Annotated in this window: 18 protein-coding genes; 13 read left to right on the forward strand and 5 right to left on the reverse strand. The window is 60.1% G+C overall.

Features of this window, described 5'->3' with window-relative positions:
- Window positions 1-4 precede the first annotated feature (4 nt).
- The 13 genes from AC781_RS06440 to AC781_RS06500 all read left to right on the forward strand — a co-directional run bounded on the left by AC781_RS06440 (window position 5) and on the right by AC781_RS06500 (window position 12,917).
- Window positions 5-1,204, forward strand: a complete 1,200-nt coding sequence (locus AC781_RS06440; protein ID WP_067775317.1) for a DEAD/DEAH box helicase — start codon at window positions 5-7, stop codon at window positions 1,202-1,204.
- Between the two features lie 17 nt (window positions 1,205-1,221).
- On the forward strand, window positions 1,222-1,728 hold the full coding sequence (ruvC, locus tag AC781_RS06445) for a crossover junction endodeoxyribonuclease RuvC (RefSeq protein WP_067775320.1): 507 nt from the start codon (window positions 1,222-1,224) through the stop codon (window positions 1,726-1,728).
- A 203-nt stretch (window positions 1,729-1,931) separates the two neighbouring features.
- Window positions 1,932-2,306 carry a 30S ribosomal protein S13 gene (gene rpsM / locus AC781_RS06450; protein ID WP_067775322.1) on the forward strand — a complete coding sequence of 125 codons (375 nt, stop codon included), beginning with the start codon at window positions 1,932-1,934 and terminating at the stop codon, window positions 2,304-2,306.
- Window positions 2,307-2,330: 24 nt separating this feature from the next.
- On the forward strand, window positions 2,331-2,867 hold the full coding sequence (gene rpsK / locus AC781_RS06455) for a 30S ribosomal protein S11 (protein WP_083076664.1): 537 nt from the start codon (window positions 2,331-2,333) through the stop codon (window positions 2,865-2,867).
- Window positions 2,868-2,899: 32 nt separating this feature from the next.
- Window positions 2,900-3,511, forward strand: coding sequence for a 30S ribosomal protein S4 (gene rpsD, locus AC781_RS06460; RefSeq protein ID WP_067775329.1), 612 nt, complete (start codon window positions 2,900-2,902; stop codon window positions 3,509-3,511).
- A 191-nt stretch (window positions 3,512-3,702) separates the two neighbouring features.
- Window positions 3,703-4,017 carry a hypothetical protein gene (locus tag AC781_RS06465; protein WP_067775331.1) on the forward strand — a complete coding sequence of 105 codons (315 nt, stop codon included), beginning with the start codon at window positions 3,703-3,705 and terminating at the stop codon, window positions 4,015-4,017.
- A gap of 129 nt (window positions 4,018-4,146) precedes the next feature.
- On the forward strand, window positions 4,147-5,187 hold the full coding sequence (gene queG / locus AC781_RS06470; RefSeq protein WP_141675790.1) for a tRNA epoxyqueuosine(34) reductase QueG: 1,041 nt from the start codon (window positions 4,147-4,149) through the stop codon (window positions 5,185-5,187).
- Window positions 5,184-5,687 (forward strand): prolyl-tRNA synthetase associated domain-containing protein, encoded by a 504-nt coding sequence (locus tag AC781_RS06475; protein ID WP_067775336.1) that lies wholly within the window; start codon window positions 5,184-5,186, stop codon window positions 5,685-5,687. Before queG ends, AC781_RS06475 begins: the two co-directional genes overlap by 4 nt.
- A gap of 72 nt (window positions 5,688-5,759) precedes the next feature.
- Entirely contained in the window at window positions 5,760-7,091 is a 1,332-nt protein-coding gene (locus tag AC781_RS06480) for an ABC transporter permease (RefSeq protein WP_067775339.1), read from the forward strand.
- Window positions 7,092-7,093: 2 nt separating this feature from the next.
- Window positions 7,094-8,695: an ABC transporter permease subunit gene (locus AC781_RS06485; RefSeq protein WP_067775341.1), complete on the forward strand. Its 1,602-nt coding sequence runs from the start codon at window positions 7,094-7,096 to the stop codon at window positions 8,693-8,695.
- Window positions 8,692-10,890, forward strand: coding sequence for an extracellular solute-binding protein (locus AC781_RS06490; RefSeq protein ID WP_067775349.1), 2,199 nt, complete (start codon window positions 8,692-8,694; stop codon window positions 10,888-10,890). Before AC781_RS06485 ends, AC781_RS06490 begins: the two co-directional genes overlap by 4 nt.
- Before the next feature lie 6 nt (window positions 10,891-10,896).
- A complete protein-coding gene (locus AC781_RS06495) occupies window positions 10,897-11,871 on the forward strand; it encodes an ABC transporter ATP-binding protein (RefSeq protein ID WP_067775356.1) in 975 nt (324 codons plus the stop codon).
- Between the two features lie 20 nt (window positions 11,872-11,891).
- Entirely contained in the window at window positions 11,892-12,917 is a 1,026-nt protein-coding gene (locus AC781_RS06500) for an ABC transporter ATP-binding protein (protein ID WP_067775416.1), read from the forward strand.
- A 27-nt stretch (window positions 12,918-12,944) separates the two neighbouring features.
- Here AC781_RS06500 and AC781_RS06505 read toward each other — a convergent pair whose 3' ends face one another.
- From AC781_RS06505 to AC781_RS06525, 5 genes are all read right to left on the reverse strand, one after another.
- Complete coding sequence (locus tag AC781_RS06505; RefSeq protein WP_067775359.1) at window positions 12,945-13,997, reverse strand: peptidylprolyl isomerase; 1,053 nt, start codon at window positions 13,995-13,997, stop codon at window positions 12,945-12,947.
- Between the two features lie 105 nt (window positions 13,998-14,102).
- Window positions 14,103-15,395 carry a DNA recombination protein RmuC gene (locus tag AC781_RS06510; RefSeq protein ID WP_083076668.1) on the reverse strand — a complete coding sequence of 431 codons (1,293 nt, stop codon included), beginning with the start codon at window positions 15,393-15,395 and terminating at the stop codon, window positions 14,103-14,105.
- 51 nt (window positions 15,396-15,446) lie between these two features.
- On the reverse strand, window positions 15,447-16,259 hold the full coding sequence (locus tag AC781_RS06515) for a tetratricopeptide repeat protein (protein WP_172801814.1): 813 nt from the start codon (window positions 16,257-16,259) through the stop codon (window positions 15,447-15,449).
- Between the two features lie 305 nt (window positions 16,260-16,564).
- Window positions 16,565-18,322: an SEL1-like repeat protein gene (locus tag AC781_RS06520; protein ID WP_067775364.1), complete on the reverse strand. Its 1,758-nt coding sequence runs from the start codon at window positions 18,320-18,322 to the stop codon at window positions 16,565-16,567.
- 446 nt (window positions 18,323-18,768) lie between these two features.
- Window positions 18,769-19,545 carry a GDSL-type esterase/lipase family protein gene (locus tag AC781_RS06525; protein WP_083076672.1) on the reverse strand — a complete coding sequence of 259 codons (777 nt, stop codon included), beginning with the start codon at window positions 19,543-19,545 and terminating at the stop codon, window positions 18,769-18,771.
- Between the last annotated feature and the right edge of the window lie 76 nt (window positions 19,546-19,621).

The following is a 19,621-nucleotide window of genomic DNA, read 5'->3' on the forward strand; positions in this document are numbered from 1 at the left end:
AATCATGTTGTTTTCCGAATTAGGACTCTCCGAACCCATCCTCCAGGCCGTATCCGACTGCGGCTATCAGACCCCCACCCCCATTCAGGAACAGGCCATCCCCATCGTCCTTGAAGGGCGCGACCTCATCGGCGCATCGCAGACGGGCACCGGCAAAACCGCCGCCTTCGCCCTCCCCCTCCTGAGCAAAATCACCCACACGGGCCAGCCCCAGATCCTCGTCCTCGAACCCACGCGCGAACTCGCCGACCAGGTCTCCGAAGCCTTCCGCGAATATGCCAAACACACCGACCTCACCGTCGCCCTCCTCTATGGCGGCGTCGGCTACGGCCAGCAAACCGAAGATCTGAAAAAGGGAGCCGACATCATCGTCGCCACCCCCGGCCGCCTCGTGGACCACTTCTACCGCGGCACCATGCGCTTCGGGCAGCTCAAATGCCTCGTCCTCGACGAAGTGGATCGCATGCTCGACATGGGCTTCCTCCCCATCGTCCGCAAAATCATCAACCTCTGCCCCTGGGAAGGCCGCCAGACACTCTTCTTCTCGGCCACCATGCCCCCAGTCATCGCCGGATTCGCCAAATGGTGCCTCACCGACCCCGTCGAAATCAGCATCGCCCGCCGCGAAGTAGCCGCGACCATCTCCCATGCCTTCTACCCCGTCGGCCTCGACCAGCGCGACGAACTCCTCCTCGCCCTCGTCAAAAGCACGGACTTCCAGTCCCTGATGATCTTCACCCGCACCCGCAAGGAAGCGGACAGCGTATGCTCCCTCCTTCAAAGGGACGGCCACGGCGACAAAGTCACCGCCATGCACTCCGACATCGGACAAAAGGAACGCATGCAGGCACTCAAAGGCTTCAAGGACGGCCAGTACAACATCCTCGTCGCCACGGACGTAGCCGCCCGCGGCATCGACATCAACGGCGTCACCCACGTCATCAACTACCGCGTACCCGAAAACGCCGAAGACTACGTCCACCGCATCGGCCGCACCGGCCGCGCCGAAGCCACCGGAGACGCCTTCACCCTCCTCACCGCCGATGAACTCGACTTTGCCAAATCCGTCGAAATCTTCATCGGCAAGGAAATCGAACGCCGCAAGCTCGACAGCTTCGACTACGCCTACACGGCCCTGCTCGACGGCGCTCCCGCACGCCCCCTCCGCAAGTCCCGGCCCGCGCCCAAAAAACGCCGCCGTTGACCGCGCCGCCGCCCCCCATGCGAGTACTCGCCATCGACCCTGCCATCCGCCACACGGGATACGCCGTCATCGAAGGCAACTCCCGCGAGGCGCGCGCGCTGGAATACGGCACACTCTCCATCCCCCAGAGCCGCAGCCAGTCCGAATGCCTGCTGCTCATCCACGAACGCATCGGCGAACTAATCGCTTCATGGCAACCCGATGAACTTGCCATCGAGCAGATCATCTACGTCCAGTCGCACCGCACCGCCATCACCATGGGATCGGCCCGCGCCGCCGTCGTCATCGCCGCCGCCGGGTGCGGATTGCGCATCATGGAATACCCGCCCACATGCGTCAAACTCGCCGTCGTCGGCAAAGGCAGCGCACAAAAACAGCAGGTCGCCTTCATGATGCGCGCCCTGCTCCACCTCACCGAAACGCCGCCCCCCGATGCGGCGGATGCCCTCGCCATCGCCTTCACCCACCTGGCCGCCACCGACCCATTGCGCGCCCATCTCTTCGACAAGAGAAAATACATCTGACCTCACCGGAAACAAGCCCCCCCCCGCCCACATATTGCGGCTCATTTATTTGGTGAATACCCAAAAACAAACCAAATAAACGCAAATATGTAATTTTCCACCGATTTGGGCTTGCAAAAAAACCGGAATATGGTACATCCTTCGTCCAGCACAAATGCCGCGCAATGTGGCATTCACCAAACAGCTAAAGCAAAGAAACCATTATGGCACGTCTTTTCGGCACAGAAATCCCTAACGAAAAGCGCATCGAAGCCGCACTGCCCTACATTTACGGCATCGGCGCTTCGACCGCTAAGAAGATCCTTGAGCAGGCCGGCATCGACCCGGACCTTCGCACGGGTCAACTCACCGACGAACAGCTCACCAAGATCGTTCAGGCCATCACGTCCAACGGCATCCTCATTGAAGGTGACCTTCGTCGTGCAAAGCAGATCGACCTCAAGCGTCTTTCCACCATCAACTGCGTCCGTGGCATCCGCCATCGCCGCGGCCTGCCCGTCCGCGGACAGCGCACCCGCACCAACGCTCGTACCCGCAAGGGCAAGAAGAAGACCGTCGGTGCCCAGAAGAAGAAGTAAGACAACCACGTAGAACATCTCATCATGGCTGAAGAAACCATCACAGAAATCACCGAAGAAGTGGTTGCCCCCGCTGAAGCTGCCGCTCCCGTGGCTGCTCCCGCCGCCGCTGAAGAAACCAAAAAGCCTGAAGCACGCCGCGACATCTTTGCCGAACTCGGCCTCGGCGATGCCGACGACAAGGTCAAAATCCTCAAGGCCAAGGGCAGCAAGAACGTCACCTCCGGTATCGTTCACATCTCCTCCACCTTCAACAACACCGTCGTCAGCGTGACCGACCTCAAGGGCAACGTCATCGGCTGGTCCTCCGCCGGCAAACTCAACTTCAAGGGCTCCCGCAAGAGCACGGCTTATGCCGGTCAGGTCGTCTGTCAGGACGCTTGCCGCCAGGCCATGGGCCACGGCCTCCGCGAAGCCGAAGTGCGCGTGAAGGGTCCGGGCTCCGGCCGCGAATCCGCCGTCCGTGCCGTCCAGGCCCTCGGCATCGAAATCACCGCCATCCGCGACGTCACCCCCATTCCCTACAATGGCTGCCGTCCTCCCAAGGCTCGCCGCGTCTAATTCATCAAACACTACATACAAGAACATTTATCATGGCTCGTTATACAGGTCCCCGCGATAAAGTCTCTCGTCGTTTCGGCGTTGAACTTTTTGGCCCCAGCAAGTCCTTTGCCCGCCGCCCCTTCCCCCCGGGTCAGCACGGCGTGCGTGCCGGACGCAAGAAGAAGTCCGACTACGGCGTGATGCTTGCCGAAAAGCAAAAGCTCCGTTTCCAATACGGCGTGCTTGAAGGCCAGTTCCGCAAATACTACGAAGAAGCATCCCGCCGCCGTGGCATCACGGGCGAAATCCTTCTTCAGCTCCTTGAACTCCGCCTCGACAACGTCGTGTACCGCCTCGGCTTCGCCAACACGCGTTCCGCCGCCCGCCAGCTCGTCTCGCACGGCCACGTCACCGTCAACGGCCGCAAGGTCAACGTCGCATCCTTCAGCTGCTCCCCCGGCGATGTCATCGCCGTCGCTTCGAAGGCCGCTTCCCAGACCCTCGTCACCCGTTATGCGGACCTCACGCAAACCGTCGTCGTCCCCGACTGGATGGAATGCGACAAGGACAAGTTCACCGGCAAAATCTCCCGCGTACCCACGAAGGAAGAAATCGCCCCCATCGTGAACGAACAGCTCATCGTGGAACTCTACTCCCGCTAAACGCAGGAAAAACTTCACACAAGCTTTTTCAACCTGCCGCCGCTTTCGCAAGAAAGCGGCGGTTTTGTTCATGGAGTACCGCGCGCTTCCGCATACCATTCCGGGAGCTCCGTCCCCCATGAGCGAAAGAACGTGAAAAAGTAACTTGACATGTGCAGGCAAACACTTATACTTGCAGAGTCAAACACGCCATGAAAGCACGTCTCATTTCCACATGTTCCGCACTCGCGCTGCTCCTCTCCGCAGCCTCCGCAGCACCGAACGTCTCTCCGGCCGATCTGTCCGTAGATACGCTCAAGCGCACCGCCACACCCAAGCAGCAGGCAAGCATCGACGAATATGCCAAAGCAAAGGAACGCGCCGAACAGGAACGCCTGAAATCCATCCAGCAGGCCAAGGAAATCACCGAAAAGAACAACATCGGCCAGAAAAAGCGCATTCAGGAACGCCAATTGAACGTCATGCTCCCCGCATGCGAACGCGAATCCTCCATTCCCAAGCGCTAACCGTTCCGACCAACCATTTTCCAAACGCCGCACCCTGCAAGGTGCGGCGTTTTTTCGATATCCCCGAATACACACGGCACAGACCCTATTTGCTGTGTACATTCCGCCCCTCTGCGCTATAATCGCCCCGTGCCTCCGCCCGCAGACCATCCCGCCCGACAGGCGCTCGACATGGCCGCCCGGCAGCTCGGATTCTCCGATTGCAGGGTAGCGCACGCCGTACCCACGCCCTACGGCCATACCCTGCAGCAATGGCTCCGCAACGGCTGCCATGCCTCCATGGAATGGATGGAGCGGCAGGAAGAAAAACGCCTTGATCCCACCCTCGTCCTCCCGGATGTACGGAGCATCGCCATCCTCTCCTATCCCTACACGCCGCATAACCTCCGAACCGCTCGCGGACGCATCGCCCGCTACGCCCACGGCCACGACTACCACAAACTGCTCGAAAGCAAACTGGCCGACCTCGACGAAACCCTCCGATTCTACGGAGGCAGCCAGCGGTACTACACCGACTCCGGCCCCGTCAACGAACGCGACTACGCCACCCTCTCCGGCATGGGATGGATCGGCAGGCACCGGCAAATCATCCACCCGCAGGGCGGCTCCTGCATCTTCCTCGCCACCATCCTCACCACGCTGGAACTCCCGGCGGATACCCCCTGCTCTCCTCGCTGCGGCTCCTGCCGCCGCTGCATTGATGCATGCCCCGGAGGCGCTCTCGACGGCCACTCCGTGGATGCCCGCCGCTGCATCTCCTACTGGACAATCGAACACAAAGGCAGCATCCCCGAAGAATGGAGATCCCTCCTCGGCGACCGCCTCTACGGCTGCGATACCTGCCTCGAAGCCTGCCCGTGGAACCGCTTCGCTCGGGAAACGCACGACACACGCCTCCTGCTCCCCCGGCACCTCCGCACCCTCCAGCCGCGCGACATCCTCACGCTGGATGACCAAACCTTCACCGAACACTTCCGCCACTCCCCCATCCGCCGCATCAAAAGGGAAGGTCTCCTGCGCAACGCCTGCTGCGTCCTCGGCAACATCGGCACCGCGGACGACCTCCCCGCACTCGAACAGGCCCTGCACGATACCCCGCTCATCGCCGAACACGCCGAGTGGGCCATCCGCCGCATCCACGATAGAACAGCCTCCTCTTCCGAACCATGAACGAAACCGCACGCCTAACCGTCTACCGCACACTTGAAGAACTGGGAATCTCCTACACCATCGCCGAGCACGCGCCCATGCACACCGTCGAAGACATGATGAACGCTACTCTCGGCACACAGGGCACCATCGCCAAAAACCTCTTCCTCCGCGATGCCAAAGGCCGCAGGCACTTCCTCATCGTCGTCCGCTGGGATAAAAACGTCGACATCAAAACGCTGCGCACCGTCATCGGCTCCACCGCCCTCTCCTTCGGCTCGGAAGAACGCCTCATGACCCACCTCGGCATCCGCCCCGGCTCGGTCTCCCCCTTCTGCATCCTCAACAACACGGAAAAAAATGTCGAAGTCTTCTTCGACCGCGACCTGGCCGCCTGCCCGCTCGTCGGCGTCCACCCCAACGACAACACCGCCACCGTCTTCCTCACCTTCGCCGACCTCGAACGCACCGTCCGCCACCACGGCAACCCGGCCACCCTCATCGGCATCCCGGAAGCCTGAGGCACTTCATCCGGCGCGCCTTCATTTCTTCCTTGCCATCAGGAGCTTCTTCCTGTATGCTCCACGCGCCGTATGAAGACGTATATCATCAGAAGACTCCTGCTGATGCCCCTCACCCTGATTGGAGTCACCTTCCTCGTCTTCTGCGTCACCCGCTTCGTCCCCGGCGGCCCCGTCGATCAGATGATGCAGGAACAGACCATGGGCGCGCTCTCCGGCGAAAAAGCCACGGCACAGGGGGACTCCAACATCAGCGAAGAAGACCTGGAGCGGCTGGAAGAGCAATTCAACCTTCAGGAGCGCACGGGCATCGCCTACCTGCAATGGCTCGGCATCCTGCCGAAAAAAACGCTCATCTCCAAGGCCGAACTCCCCTCCGGCGGCAACGAAACCGTCCTCACCCTCAGCGACTCCGGCCGCTTCGTCCGCCTCGCCAAACCCGAAGAAGGCACCACCCCCCGCCTCCTCGAATACCAGAATGGCGACGTATCCGAACCGGCACGGGAAGGATGGATGTTCGCCCTCGAAACCCCGCGCGACCGAGCCGAACGCTGGGCCAAACGCCTGGACAAAACAGATGAAACCGCCATCGCCGACAAAGCGGCAGGCTACCGATGGCGCGCCGTCGCATGGAAAGAGGATTACGACGGCATCCTTCAGGGCTCCTTCGGAAACTCCTTCAAATACAACGAACCCGTGTGGGACATGATCGCCGAGCGCATCCCCGTCTCCCTCTACTTCGGCATCCTCAGCGCCATCATCACCTACGCCGTCAGCCTGCCACTCGGCATCATGAAAGCCATCCGGCACAAAACTTGGTTCGACAACATCACCTCCGTCCTCATCTTCCTCGGCTATGCCGTACCGGGCTTCGCCCTCGGCGCCGTCCTCGTCGTCTACTTCGGCGCGCGGCTCGAATGGTTCCCCCTCTGCGGCCTCACCTCCTCCGGGTTCGAACACATGGGCTTCTGGGCGCAGGTGCGCGACCTCGCCCATCACACTGTCCTCCCCCTAGTCTGCTACGTCATCTCCACCTTTGCCGTCACCACCATGATGATGAAAAACAACCTCATGGAAAACCTCTCCTCGGACTACATCCGCACCGCCATGGCCAAAGGCGTCACCTTCCGGCAGGCCGTCTACGGGCATGCCTTCCGCAACTCCTTCATCCCCCTAGCCACCACCCTCGGCACCCTCGTCAGCACCATCATCGCGGGATCCATGCTCATCGAACGAGTCTTCGACATCCAGGGCTTCGGCATGCTCAGCTACCAGGCACTCATGGACAAAGACTACTCGCTCATCATGGCAAGCCTCCTCCTCACCTCCTTCTTCATGATGCTGGGCAACCTTCTGGCGGACATCGTCGTCGCCTGCGTCGACCCCCGCGTCAAATTCGACTGAACATGATCCGCAAACTCGCCTACCTCCTGCTCGCATGCGCCCTGCTCTCCGGCATCGGCGAAGCCTGCGGCCTGCTCCTCCCCACCCTGAGCTGGCCCTTCACCGCAGCACGCGAAATGGAGTTCCTCCACACGGCAGGCTTCAGCGACTCCTGGATCACGCCCGACGGCAAATTCCTCTGGTTCGGCTGGCTCTGCACCGCCGCCGCCCTCGCCCTCTCCATCTGGCTCCTCCGCCAGCCGCCGGGCCGCTTCCGCCTCACCCCCATCAACGCCCGGCGCATCGCCCGCTTCAAAAGCATCCGCCGGGGGTATGCCGCCTTCCTCGTCTTCCTTGGCCTCGTCTTCGTCGCATGCCTCGACCAGGCACTCGTCGGCAAACGCGCCCTCCTCGTCATCTATGAAGGCCGGTGGTACGCGCCCGCCTTCACTCGCTCCGTCATCCCCGGAGAAACCTTCGGCCTCACCGGCGATGCCGCCAAAGCCGAACCGGACTACCGCCGCCTCAAAACCGAAGAAGGCCACCCCGGCAAACCCTCCCTCGTCCTCCTCCCCCTCATCCCTTACGACCCCTCGGGCGATGCCGCCGCAGAACCCGTAGTCACCCTCGAACGCCGCAGCGACGGCCTCTGCTACGCCCCCGGCGAACAACGCCCCTACAACGGGCAGGCCTCCCGCCTGTATGAAGAAGGCACGGGCCGTCAGCACATGCGCCTCCGCTTCCGGCAGGGCCTGCCCGACGGCCCCGCGCAAGGCTGGCTTCCGGACGGCACGCAGGTACTCTCCGCCCACTACGCCAGGGGAATGCAGGACAAAGCCAAATACACCGGCCCCGGCACCCTTGGCGACTTCCTGACACGCACGCCGGAACACTCCTTCCACATCATCCACCACCACCCCTCGCCGCCACTCGCCGGAGGGCACCTTCTCGGCACCAACTCGCAGGGATCCGACATCCTCGCCTACCTCTACGGCGGCTTGCAGGTCAACCTCAAGGCGGCCTTCTTCTACCTCCCTTGCGTCTACCTCATCGGCATCTCCATGGGCATGCTCATGGGCTACTTCGGCGGCAAATACGACCTGGCCATGCAGCGCCTCATCGAAATCCTCTCGCAGGTGCCCTTCCTCTTCGTCGTCATGATCATCTCGGACCTCGTGCCGCTCCGGTTCAAGGGCCTCTTCCTCATCCTCGCCCTCCTCAGCATGTTCGGCTGGATGCAAATGACCTACCTCCTCCGAACCTCCACGATGAAGGAAAAAGCGCGCGACTACGTCTCCGCCGCCCGCGTCATGGGAGCATCCACCCCTCGCATCCTCTTCGTCCACATCCTGCCGAACCTCATCGCCATCCTCGTCACCCTCATCCCCTTCAGCGTCTCCGGCCTCATCCTCGCCCTCGCCTCGCTGGACTACCTCGGCTTCGGCCTGCCGGACACCTACGCAAGCTGGGGCCGCCTCCTCAACGACGGCCTCGCCAACCTCTCCAAACCGTGGATCGTCTCCTCCGCCTTCTCCGCCCTCGTCTTCGTCCTGCTCCTCGTCACCTTCATGGGGGAAGCCGTCCGCGAAGCCTTCGACCCGAAAAAATTCACCACCTATAAATGAAACACGGCTTCCTCAGCTTCTGCACCCTGCTCTTCCTCCTCATCTGCCTCAACGGATGCGGCGACTCGGCTCGCGCACGCGGCGTCGCCTGGCAGCCCGAACCGGAAGAACAGGACATGCCCCTCGGCTTCCCCGGCAAAAACACGCCCGACTATGCGAAAAAATGGCGCATGCCCCCCGGCTTCGCCCCCACGGACAAATCCCCCGGCTTCATCGCCTCGTGGAACGCCCGCTGCCGCTCGTGGCTCGAAAACGCCATCAAACAGCAAGAAGAAACCGTCGCATCCCTCGAACGCCTCAAGGAACAGGCACAGAATCCGGCCGAAAAACGCCATCACGAAACCACCCTCAAAACAGCCCGCAACCAGCTTGCCGCCTACCGCACCCGCCTCGACGGCGGCCCCTACATCCGGCTGCAACGTCCCGAAGACCTTCCGGCAGCACTCCCATGGGAAAGCAACTGGGACGAACCGGAACTGGGAGACCCCCGTGCCACCAAAGGCGGCACTCTCCGCCTGCCCATCACCCGCTCCTTCCCGGACACATTCCGCCCCTTCGGCCCGAACAGCAACAACGGATTCCGCCGCTACCTCTACGACGACATCGCCATGGACCTCGTCACCATTCACCCCGGCACCGGAGCCATCATCCCCGGACTGGCGGACAAATGGGCCGTCTCGGACGACGGACGAACCGTCTACTACCACATCGACGACAAAGCCACCTTCACCGACGGCACCCCCATCACGACGCGCGACTTCCTCACCGCCATCTACATCCGCACCTCCCCCTACGCCAAAGCCTCCTACTACCAGAACTACTACCTCGAAAACATCGCCGGCATCACCCTCTACGGCCCGCGCACCTTCTCCGTCACCCTCCCGGCCCGTGCGCCCATGCCCGTCTACAAAGCCGCACTCACCTGCGACCCCACCCACTTCTACAGCGAATTCGGCGCGGACTACGCCGAACGCTACCAGTGGCGCACACCGCCCGGAACCGGGGGCTACGCCGTCTCTCCGGACAACGTCATCCGCGGCACGCAAATCGGCCTGCGACGCATCCCCGACTGGTGGGCCAAAAACCGCAAATACGCGCGCTACTCCTGCAACGTCGACGACATCCTCTACCTCTTCTATGCCGACCCGGCCAAAGTCCGCGAACTCTTCCGTATCGGCGAACTCGACGTCCTCTCCCTCCGGGAACCGGAACACTGGTACGAAGGCATGGAAATTCCAGAAGTCCACCACGGCTACATCCGCCGCGCCGAATTCCACAACATCTGGCCACGCTCCCCCTTCGGCTTCTTCCTCAACACCTCACGCCCCCCCTTCAACGACAAAAACATCCGGCTGGGACTGCATCATGCCATGAACATCGACGGCATCATCGACACCGTCTTCCGGGGAGACTACCGCCGCCTCCACTCCTACGCCACCGGATTCGGCAAATACACCAACCCCTCCATCCGCGCCCGCGAATACTCCCCGGAAAAAGCCCGCGAATACTTCGCCATGGCAGGCTACACGCGGACAGACCGCGAAGGCTACCTCTGCACTCCCGGAGGAAAACGCCTCACCGTCGAAATCTCCTACGCCAACGAACCCCTCTACAACATCTTCATGAGCAAACTCCGGGAAGACGCCGCGCGATGCGGCGTCGAAATCCTGCCGGACTCGCTCGACACCATGGTCTTCTTCCGCAAAGTCATGGACAAACGCCATCAGGCCGCCGTCTGGTCCTGGGGCTTCACTCCGCCCATCCCCCGCCTCCATCAGGGATTCCACTCCAGCTTCGCCTACGACAGCAAAGGAAACGTCGCCACCACGACCAACAACATCACCGCCTACGCCGACGACGACCTTGACGAAGCCCTCATCGACGAACGCGACGCCACCACCGAACAGGAAGCCGTCGCCGCCTCGCACCGCGCCCAGCAGCTCATCCACGACTCCGCCACATGGATACCCGGCTGGACGACCGACTTCTGGCGGCTCGCCTATTGGCGCTGGATCCAATGGCCCCGCAGCGAAACCACCAACTTCGCCCCGCCCCGCTACTACGACCCGCTCGACAGCCACCTCTACTGGATCGACGAAAACGAAAAAGCCGCCACCATCCGCGCCCGGCACAACGGCGAAACCTACCCTGAAAAACAGGAAAACATCCCCCTGCCTCCCGGCCAGACACCTTAACCAGCCATGAGCGACAACCTCCTTGAAGTCCGCAACCTCGTCACCGCCTTCGACACCGACGGCGGACAGCTCCGCGCCGTCGACGACATCAGCTTCACCGTACCCCGCGGCTCCTGCGTCGGCATCGTCGGAGAATCCGGCTGCGGCAAAAGCGTCACCGCCATGTCCATCATCCGGCTTCTCCCGCAGCCCATGGGCAAAATCCTCGGCGGCAGCGTCCTCCTCAATGGAAAAGACCTCGTCACCGCCAGCCTTGAAGACATGTACCGCATCCGGGGCGGAGAAATCGGCACCATCTTTCAGGAACCCATGACCGCCCTCAACCCCGTCCACACCATCGGACGGCAAATCGCGGAATCCCTCGCCATCCACAAAGGCATGTCGCCTGCCGAAGGCCGAAATGCCGCCATCGAACTCCTCCGACGCGTCCGCATCCCCGCCCCCGAACAACGCGTCGACGAATATCCGCACCAGCTCTCCGGCGGCATGCGCCAGCGCGTCGTCATCGCCATCGCTCTCGCCTGCACCCCCTCCCTCATCATCGCGGACGAACCCACCACCGCCCTCGACGTCACCGTACAGGCGCAAATCCTCGACCTCCTCCGCGAACTCCGGGAAGAAACACACGCCTCCTCCATCCTTATCACGCACGACCTCGGAGTCATCGCCCAGCACTGCGACTCCGTCGTCGTCATGTACGCCGGGCGCATCGTCGAAACCGCCCCCGTCCGCGAACTCTTCACCCACCCCACACACGCCTACACCCGGGGACTCCTCGCCTCCATGCCGCGCCTCGACACCCCGCGCAAAACGCACCTTCCCACCATCCTCGGCCAGGTGGCGGGCATCGGGGAATTCGCAGCAGGCTGCCGCTTCTGCCAGCGCATGGGCCGCCCGGCAGACGAACTGCTCGAAAGGCCGCCCATGAAGGAAATCTCACCGGGCCACCTCGTCGAAGCATGCCCCGTCTGCTGCCCGTAACACCCTCACCGCACACCGCCATGGAAACACCGCTCCTCGACGTCCAGCACCTTAAAACATATTTCCCTGTCCGCAAAGGCATCCTCATGCGCCGAGCCGGATGGGTCAAAGCCGTGGACGACGTCTCCCTCACCATCCGCGAAGGAGAAACCCTCGGCCTCGTCGGTGAATCCGGCTGCGGCAAATCCACCATCGGCAAAACCATCGTCCGCCTCCTCAAACCCACCGCAGGCCGCATCCTCTTTCAGGGAACCGACATCTCAAACCTCTCCGAACACCGCCTCCGTCCCCTCCGGCCCGGCATCCAAATGGTCTTCCAGGACCCCGCCGACTCCCTCAACCAGCGCATGTCCGTCGGCCAAATCGTCGCCGAACCCTACCTCATCCACCGCATCGGCACCCCTGCAGAACGCCGCGACCGTGTCCGCGCCCTCCTCGACCGCGTCGGCCTCCCGCCGAACGCCATCGACCGCTTCCCCTTCGAATTCTCCGGCGGCCAGCGCCAGCGCATCGGCATCGCCCGCGCCCTCGCACTCAACCCGAAACTCCTCATCCTCGACGAACCCGTCTCCGCGCTCGACGTCTCCGTCCAATCGCAAGTCCTCAACCTCCTCCTCGACCTGCAGGAAGAAAGAAAACTCTCCTACCTCTTCATCGCGCACGACCTCGCCGTCGTCAAACACATCTCGGACCGCGTTGCCGTCATGTACCTCGGCAAAATCGTCGAAACAGCTCCCTCTGAAGAAATCTACAAAAACCCGAAACACGCCTACACCAAGGCCCTCATCTCCGCCATCCCCGAACCGGATCCGGCGAAGAAAAACAATGCCCGGCCCCTGCCCGGCGATGTCCCTTCCCCCATCGACCCGCCCGCAGGCTCCGCCTTCGGCCATCGCATCGGCCACCCGGCCTACGAACAAAGCATCGGCATCGACCTCACGCCCGTCGAAATCGCCATGAGCCACTTCGTCGCGCCCGATCCCTGCGCTCTCGAAGCAGACGACCTCTTGCAGGCTCAACAGGCTGCAAACCGCCGGACATCCTGAACCGCCCGGCAACCGTTCAAAACGGCATCAAACGAAAGTACGAATAATCGCCTTATTGCGAAGCCGCTCCACCCACTGGCGATAACGCTCTTCACTGCGCTTGCGACGCACGGAGGCATCCACCTCTTCCTTCACCTTGCTCAGAGGAGGAGCGGGAGCCAGCGACTTATCCACCACACGCACAATCGTAAAACCACCGTGCTGCAACGTTTGGGGGTCCGGCCTGTCAACCAGCGGCCCTACAATTTCCCCAACCGGCGCACTGAACACCACGGAAGCAAACTCCGCTGCCAGCTCGCCGCGCTTGATGCGATCCCAGCGCCCCCCCTTCTCCGCCATGGAATCCGATGAATACTCCTTGGCTGCGTCGGCAAATGAAATCTCTTTATTCTTCAGCTTCTTGGCCACCTCTTCAGCCAGCAGAAACTGATCGTCCGGAGTTTTGGACGGATCATACGGAATGAACGGAATGAAAATCTTATCGTACACGATCGAATCCTGCGTCAAATCGCGGAAATCGGACTTGATCTTCTGATACTCAGCATTGATCTCATCCGGCGTAGGCGGAATATTGCGGTCGAACCGGCTGCTGCGCATCGCATTCACGATCTCCTGCTTCCTGATCGACTCGCGGAAATCCGTCAAATTCTGCCCCGCCGCCTGCAACCCCTTGAGGAAAGCATCGCGGTTACCGTTGAAACGCGTCAGAATATGGTAATTGATCGCCGTCTCGATATGGTCGTCGCGCATCATATACCCCTTCTCTTCAAACTCGCCCAGCACCAGCTCGCGCTCAATCAAATCATTCAGAATCATCTTCTTCGCATTGGCCAGCTCCGAAAAGAACTTGGGACCCTGCTTGGGATACAGCACCTGCAACTCCCGGAGAATCGGATACAGGGAAGCTCTCACTTCCGCCGTCGTAATCGGACGACCGTTCACCGAAGCTGCTATGCGATTCACCACGCGCTGGGGCTTGGGCCTGCCGGCCTCCGGCTGCTCCTGCGCCGAAACGGGCAACACACCGGACACGAACAGAAAAGCGCAAACGGGAAGTGTAACAGGGAAAAATTTCATCATGAGTTCGGGTGAACTCTACCTGTAAAACACAAAAACCACAACCCCAAACTACGTCTTCCGCCGAATCCTTCCCGGCAAACCGCCTCCGAACACCGGAATGCCACCTCAATCACCATCACCATCGGAGGGAATCTGCGGCGTGCGCACCGGCACATCCACCTGAGGCAAAGCCTTATCCTCCGCCTTCGACTTCGCCGCCACTCCCATCTGCGCCAGCTTCCGCGCACGAGGCAGCAGGCGGGACTCCGCCGTACCGATCGCATTATTGTAATGCGACACAGAACTCTTCAACGCCACACCCAATTTCCCCAGATTCTCAAGAAACGTCAGGCAACTCTCATACACCTTGCTACCCTGCTCCGAAATCGCCTTCGCCCCCAGCGCCAGCTGCTCCTGCCGCCAGCCGTAGGCCACCGCCTTCAGCAGGGCGATCAGCGTCGAAGGAGTCGCCATCACCACATTGCCCTCCAGGCACTGCTCGAACAAAGCCGGATCCGCCTCCATCGCCGCATGCAGCAGAGATTCGCCGGGCAGGAACATCACCACGAACTCCGGCGTATTGTCGAACATCGCAAAATACCTCTTATCCGCCAGTGCGCGCTGGTGCGCCCGCACCTGCTTCGCATGCTGCGCCAAATGCGCCGCCTGCTCCTCGGGACTCGCCGCCTCCATCGCCAGCAAATAGGCATCCATAGGCACCTTCGCATCGATCACGACACAACGCCCGCCCGGAAGATTCACCACCATATCGGGGCGGAACGCCCGCTCATCCTTCACCGAAACCTGCGTCTCGAAATCGCAATGCTCCACCATCCCCGCCAGCTCCACGATCCTCCGCAACTGCAGCTCGCCCCACCTCCCGCGCGCACTGCGGCTATGCAGGGCGGAACTCAACTTCGACGTCTCCCGCACCAGCTCCACGTGGCTCTGCCGCATCTGCGCCAGATTCTCGCGCAGCGAACCGAGATTCTCCTTCCTCTCCTTCTCGATCTCCGCCATCACCGCATGTACCTTCTCCAAAGACTGCCCCACCGGATCCAGCAAATGGCGAATCGCCATCTCCTTCTTCTCCAGCGAACCCTGGGCCTGCACCTGCTGCGTCTCCAGTTCGGACTTCGCCATCGTCATGAACTGCCTGCCCAAATGCTCCAGACTCTTCCGGGACAACTCCGAAAAATCCTCCGACATCCGCAGCCGCAGCATCTCGCTCAACTCCTCCACCTTCTCCGCCCGCAAACGCTCATTCTCCGCATCGCGCCGCGCATTCTCCAGATCCGCCGCTCCCCGCACCGCCCGATCCCTCTCGCGCATCCACAACAAAAAAAGCAGCAAACTCACCCCTGCCAGCACACACAGCAAAACCGTCATCACCACCTGACCGTCGGAAGACATACTCATGCGCTCATCTTACCACGAACAGCCTCCCGCACCAAGCGAGAAAACCGCATCCTACCGACCCGCATCTCCCTCACGGCCACGCATGCCGGGCCTCACGCATTTAGGCGCATCCTTCAAATCACAGAGCTGCCTCACCGCCCTCGCCCTCAACTCCGCTTCCGCCATCTCCCGCCGCATCCTCCTCCTCGCCCATACATCATGGAGGCACAATCCGAACAGACTCAGCCCCGCCGCCATCAGGCTGGAACGCAGCATCTCCCATTTGAACCTGGCATCACGCTCTTTTCTCGCCTCCTCAGACGCCTCCTGCATATACATGGAAAACGTCTCCTGAGCCGCAACCGAATCACCGTGATCGGCAGCCCGCTTGTACAAACGCTGAGCCTGACCGCTATCCTGCGGCACTCCTTTTCCCTCGCGATAACACCACGCAAGCGCCCGTTCCGCCCGGCCAAACCCTTGATCGGACGATCTCCTGAACCACTGCGCGGCTTGCACATCATCTTTCGGCACGCCGATACCCTCGGAACACGCATGGCCCATCCTGCATTGTGCGATGGGATCACCCTTCTCCGCCGCTTCCCGAATCTCCGGCACCTCCGCAGCCGCCATCTTGTAAAGCTCCTCTTCTCTGGAACCTCCCGCCATATAATCGCGATATCTCAAAACCTCCTCATCACTCAACGAACCTCCGCCGCCGGACAAACACCAATCGTCTCCGAACCATCCATACGTATCCGAACCTTCCCGGAAAGACGCATGGCGCATATAAACGGACACCCCGATTCCGGCACACAACAAAACGGCAGCACAGATAAAAGAACGGCGGCCATGGGCCAAAGGTATCGATTTCACAGGAGTCATGCACGAAAGTATAGGTAAAAACAGACACGGAATCAACCGGAATCCTCCGCGACGCAAAAATGCCGACAGCACATCCGATAAACGCCTGCCCTCGGCAGGCACACACCGGACACGCCTCCTCATGAATGAAGAACCGCCCACCCTTGGACAAGCCGTCGGACTACGGCACCGCCACGCCATTCAAACCGGCCATCGCACCCTGAAGAACCACGCTCATCCATCAGGGCAACGCCAGCTTGCTGCATCCGAACAAGGTAAACAACACACTCCCGGGCATCACGCGAATCCGCCGCCCTGCGGGCCCCTCACTCCGCCTGTTTACCTTGTTCAAACGCTTCCTGAAACATATCCCGCATGGGAGGAGCATCACCGAGAGGGGCAAGAGTGTCACTGGGAACAGGGAGCGCGCTGCTTGCCCTCTGCCGCAAGATCTCTTTTGCAGGAGCAAATCCCTGCTGTGCCGCCTTCTCTAGCCAGAAAACACCTTTCTCCTCATCCTGTGACGTTCCTTTGCCCACCATATAGCAACCGCCCAGATTATATTGCGCCTGGGCATCCCCCTGTTGAGCCGCCTTCTCCGTCCATGAAAATCCTTTCTCGACATCCTGCTGCACGCCTCTGCCTTCCAGGTACAAAACACCCATTGCTGTTTGAGCATCAGCATATCCCTGCTGTGCCGCCTTTTCATACCACGTGAAAGCCTGCCTGTCATTCTGCGGTACTCCTTTGCCCTTCTGATAAATGACGCCCAAATTACACTGAGCTGGAGCATAACCCCGCTGAGCCGCCTTTTCATACCATGCAAAAGCCTGTCTGTCATCCTGCGGCACGCCTTCGCCATCATGATATAAATTGCCAAGCTGATATTGCGCTTGAGAATTCCCCTGCTGTGCCGCCTTCTCCATCCATGCAAATCCTTTCTCGGCATCCTGCGGTGCTCCTTTGCCTTCCAGATAGCAAAAACCCAGTACCATTTGAGCCTGGGCATCCCCCTGCCGTGCAGCCTTCTCTGCCCATGCAAATGCTTTCTCGACATCCTGCGACACTCCTTTGCCTTCCAGATAGAAGAAACCCAACTTACCTTGAGCCTCGGCATTTCCCTGTTTCGCCGCCTTTTCATACCATGCAAAAGCCTGTCTGTCATCCTGCGGCACGCCTTTGCCATCACAATAGAAATTGCCAAGCAGATATTGCGCTTGAGCATATCCCTGCTGGGCCGCCTTTTCATACCATTCGAAAGCCAGCCTGTCATCCTGCGGCACTTCTTTGCCTTCCAGATAGCAAAAACCCAGTACCATTTGAGCTGCGGCATTTCCCTGCTGTGCCGCCTTCTCCAGCCATGCAAATCCTTTCTCGACATCCTGCTGCACGCCTCTGCCTTCCAGGTACAAAACACCCATTGCTATTTGAGCACCAGCATATCCCTGCTGGGCCGCTTTCTCTATCCATATAAAAGCCTGACTGTCATCCCGCGGCGTTCCTGTACCATCATAATAGCAGAGACCCAGATTATATTGCGCCTGGGCATTTCCCTGCTTCGCCGCCTTCTCCATCCATGCAAATCCTTTCTCGGCATCCTGCGGCGCTCCTTTGCCTTCCAGATAGCAAAAACCCAGTACCATTTGAGCCTGGGCATCCCCCTGCCGTGCAGCCTTCTCTGCCCATGCAAATGCTTTCTCGACATCCTGCGACACTCCTTTGCCTTCCAGATAGAAGAAACCCAGCGTACCTTGAGCCTCGGCATTTCCCTGCTCTGCCGCTTTGCGCATCCATTGCGCCGCCTGATCGAAATCCTGCACGGCACCGCCGGTACCCCGGCCATAACGCAGGCCGAGTTCACATTGCGCCAAGGCGTCACCCTGCTCCGCAGCCGCCATCACAGCGGACAAATCTTTCTGTGAATAGCCGGAGGCATCGCCGGATCCGGCCATCAATACTTCACCCCCTCCGTTCTCGGCAGCAACAAGCGCAGCCATGCCGCAACATCCCACCCCCAGGGCAAACGCAACAATCTTGCCTGCTACCCTTGCAGAATACTTTTCAAAGAAACAATAACGGTACATATATAGACATTAATTGAATGAATCATACCAGGGAATACAAAGAAGTCAAACACCCCATTCGTCCCTTTTCATCTTGAATAACGCTCCAACAACCGCATCGTCCGAAATCAGACGCTCTTTTATCAAAAAAAATCTCTTCGCCCCAATAAATGTCCGGCACATCCGGTTTATCACATCCTCTTCCGCCCCCCCAAGAGCAGCGCTCTCAATCGCAAAGCTCATTCCTCGACACAGCCTGCCATGCGAGCCCGATACGAGCCTGCATTCGGCAAACTTCGCCGCCTCCTCCGCATCATGTTGCGCTTTTCAACCCTGAGTCACCCCGCAGCACCCGGAAAAACCGCCAGCGTCGCCCGCCGGAAGGCATACTCTTGCAGCCGACTTGCCATAAAAAGGCTTCTCCACCCAGAGCGAAAACACCTTCCGTCCACAAACAGGAAGGCAACTTATTGATCGGATGAACCGGAAAGCCTCTTCAACACAGGCTCCACAGCCTCGGCCATGCGCAGAGCACCCTGCGTATTCGGATGAAGAGGGCCGCATTTTCTCCCCAGAAAATTGACCTCCCAGGGATCATAGAAAAGTTGTTCATTGACCGTATTATCAGCATTCAAAAACGATTTCTCCATATTCAAAAACGTTGCATACGGCACATCCCGCAAAAGCGCTTCGACTCTTTGATTCACGAGGCGGTCGGCAGCCCATTTGGCTGCCGGATCCTTCGCGCCAATCACATGCCAGTCCCGTATATCATTCGGCAGAATGCCAAGCACCAGAATACGCGCCGTCGGCAACTTTGCATGAACGAGTTTGACGATATCGGAAATCCCTTCCACAGTCTGCTCGACAGAACGCCCCGTTCCGGTATCATTGGTACCGATCAACAGCATCACAACCTTGGGCTGGAGCTGATCCAGCAAACCGCCCTGAATCCGCCGAATCACATCAACCGTCTTACAACCGCTCACTCCGAAATTGACAGCATGATACGGAGCATAATACTTCTTCCAAATCGGCTGAAAATCTCGCAACGGAGGTTCCGATTTCCTCAAATTGTCCGTAATCGAATCGCCCAGCATGACCAGTTGGACATCCGCTGCCGGCACACCCTGAATCACGGCTCCGCCGCCATCCGTTCCGGGATCTGCGGCCACCGCATCCATCCTGAACAGGCACAGACACGACATCATCGCCATCAGACAAACAATAAAATGATTCTTCATAAGTATAGATGAAATACGCACACCCCATCAGAAAACTTTCAACATGCCCGTTCTGGCCTCCATACTGCCCCGATCC

Origin of the sequence: Neoakkermansia glycaniphila (assembly GCF_001683795.1) — a bacterium.
Classification (GTDB): Bacteria; Verrucomicrobiota; Verrucomicrobiia; order Verrucomicrobiales; family Akkermansiaceae; genus Akkermansia; species Akkermansia glycaniphila.

Coding starts and splice junctions, on each gene's coding strand:
- AC781_RS06440 (WP_067775317.1), top strand. CDS start 5: ATGTTGTTTTCCGAATTAGGACTCTCCGAACCCATCCTCCAGGCCGTA.
- ruvC (WP_067775320.1), top strand. CDS start 1,222: ATGCGAGTACTCGCCATCGACCCTGCCATCCGCCACACGGGATACGCC.
- rpsM (WP_067775322.1), top strand. CDS start 1,932: ATGGCACGTCTTTTCGGCACAGAAATCCCTAACGAAAAGCGCATCGAA.
- rpsK (WP_083076664.1), top strand. CDS start 2,331: ATGGCTGAAGAAACCATCACAGAAATCACCGAAGAAGTGGTTGCCCCC.
- rpsD (WP_067775329.1), top strand. CDS start 2,900: ATGGCTCGTTATACAGGTCCCCGCGATAAAGTCTCTCGTCGTTTCGGC.
- AC781_RS06465 (WP_067775331.1), top strand. CDS start 3,703: ATGAAAGCACGTCTCATTTCCACATGTTCCGCACTCGCGCTGCTCCTC.
- AC781_RS06475 (WP_067775336.1), top strand. CDS start 5,184: ATGAACGAAACCGCACGCCTAACCGTCTACCGCACACTTGAAGAACTG.
- AC781_RS06480 (WP_067775339.1), top strand. CDS start 5,760: ATGAAGACGTATATCATCAGAAGACTCCTGCTGATGCCCCTCACCCTG.
- AC781_RS06485 (WP_067775341.1), top strand. CDS start 7,094: ATGATCCGCAAACTCGCCTACCTCCTGCTCGCATGCGCCCTGCTCTCC.
- AC781_RS06490 (WP_067775349.1), top strand. CDS start 8,692: ATGAAACACGGCTTCCTCAGCTTCTGCACCCTGCTCTTCCTCCTCATC.
- AC781_RS06495 (WP_067775356.1), top strand. CDS start 10,897: ATGAGCGACAACCTCCTTGAAGTCCGCAACCTCGTCACCGCCTTCGAC.
- AC781_RS06500 (WP_067775416.1), top strand. CDS start 11,892: ATGGAAACACCGCTCCTCGACGTCCAGCACCTTAAAACATATTTCCCT.
- AC781_RS06505 (WP_067775359.1), bottom strand. CDS start 13,997: ATGATGAAATTTTTCCCTGTTACACTTCCCGTTTGCGCTTTTCTGTTC.
- AC781_RS06510 (WP_083076668.1), bottom strand. CDS start 15,395: ATGAGTATGTCTTCCGACGGTCAGGTGGTGATGACGGTTTTGCTGTGT.
- AC781_RS06515 (WP_172801814.1), bottom strand. CDS start 16,259: ATGACTCCTGTGAAATCGATACCTTTGGCCCATGGCCGCCGTTCTTTT.
- AC781_RS06520 (WP_067775364.1), bottom strand. CDS start 18,322: ATGTACCGTTATTGTTTCTTTGAAAAGTATTCTGCAAGGGTAGCAGGC.
- AC781_RS06525 (WP_083076672.1), bottom strand. CDS start 19,545: ATGAAGAATCATTTTATTGTTTGTCTGATGGCGATGATGTCGTGTCTG.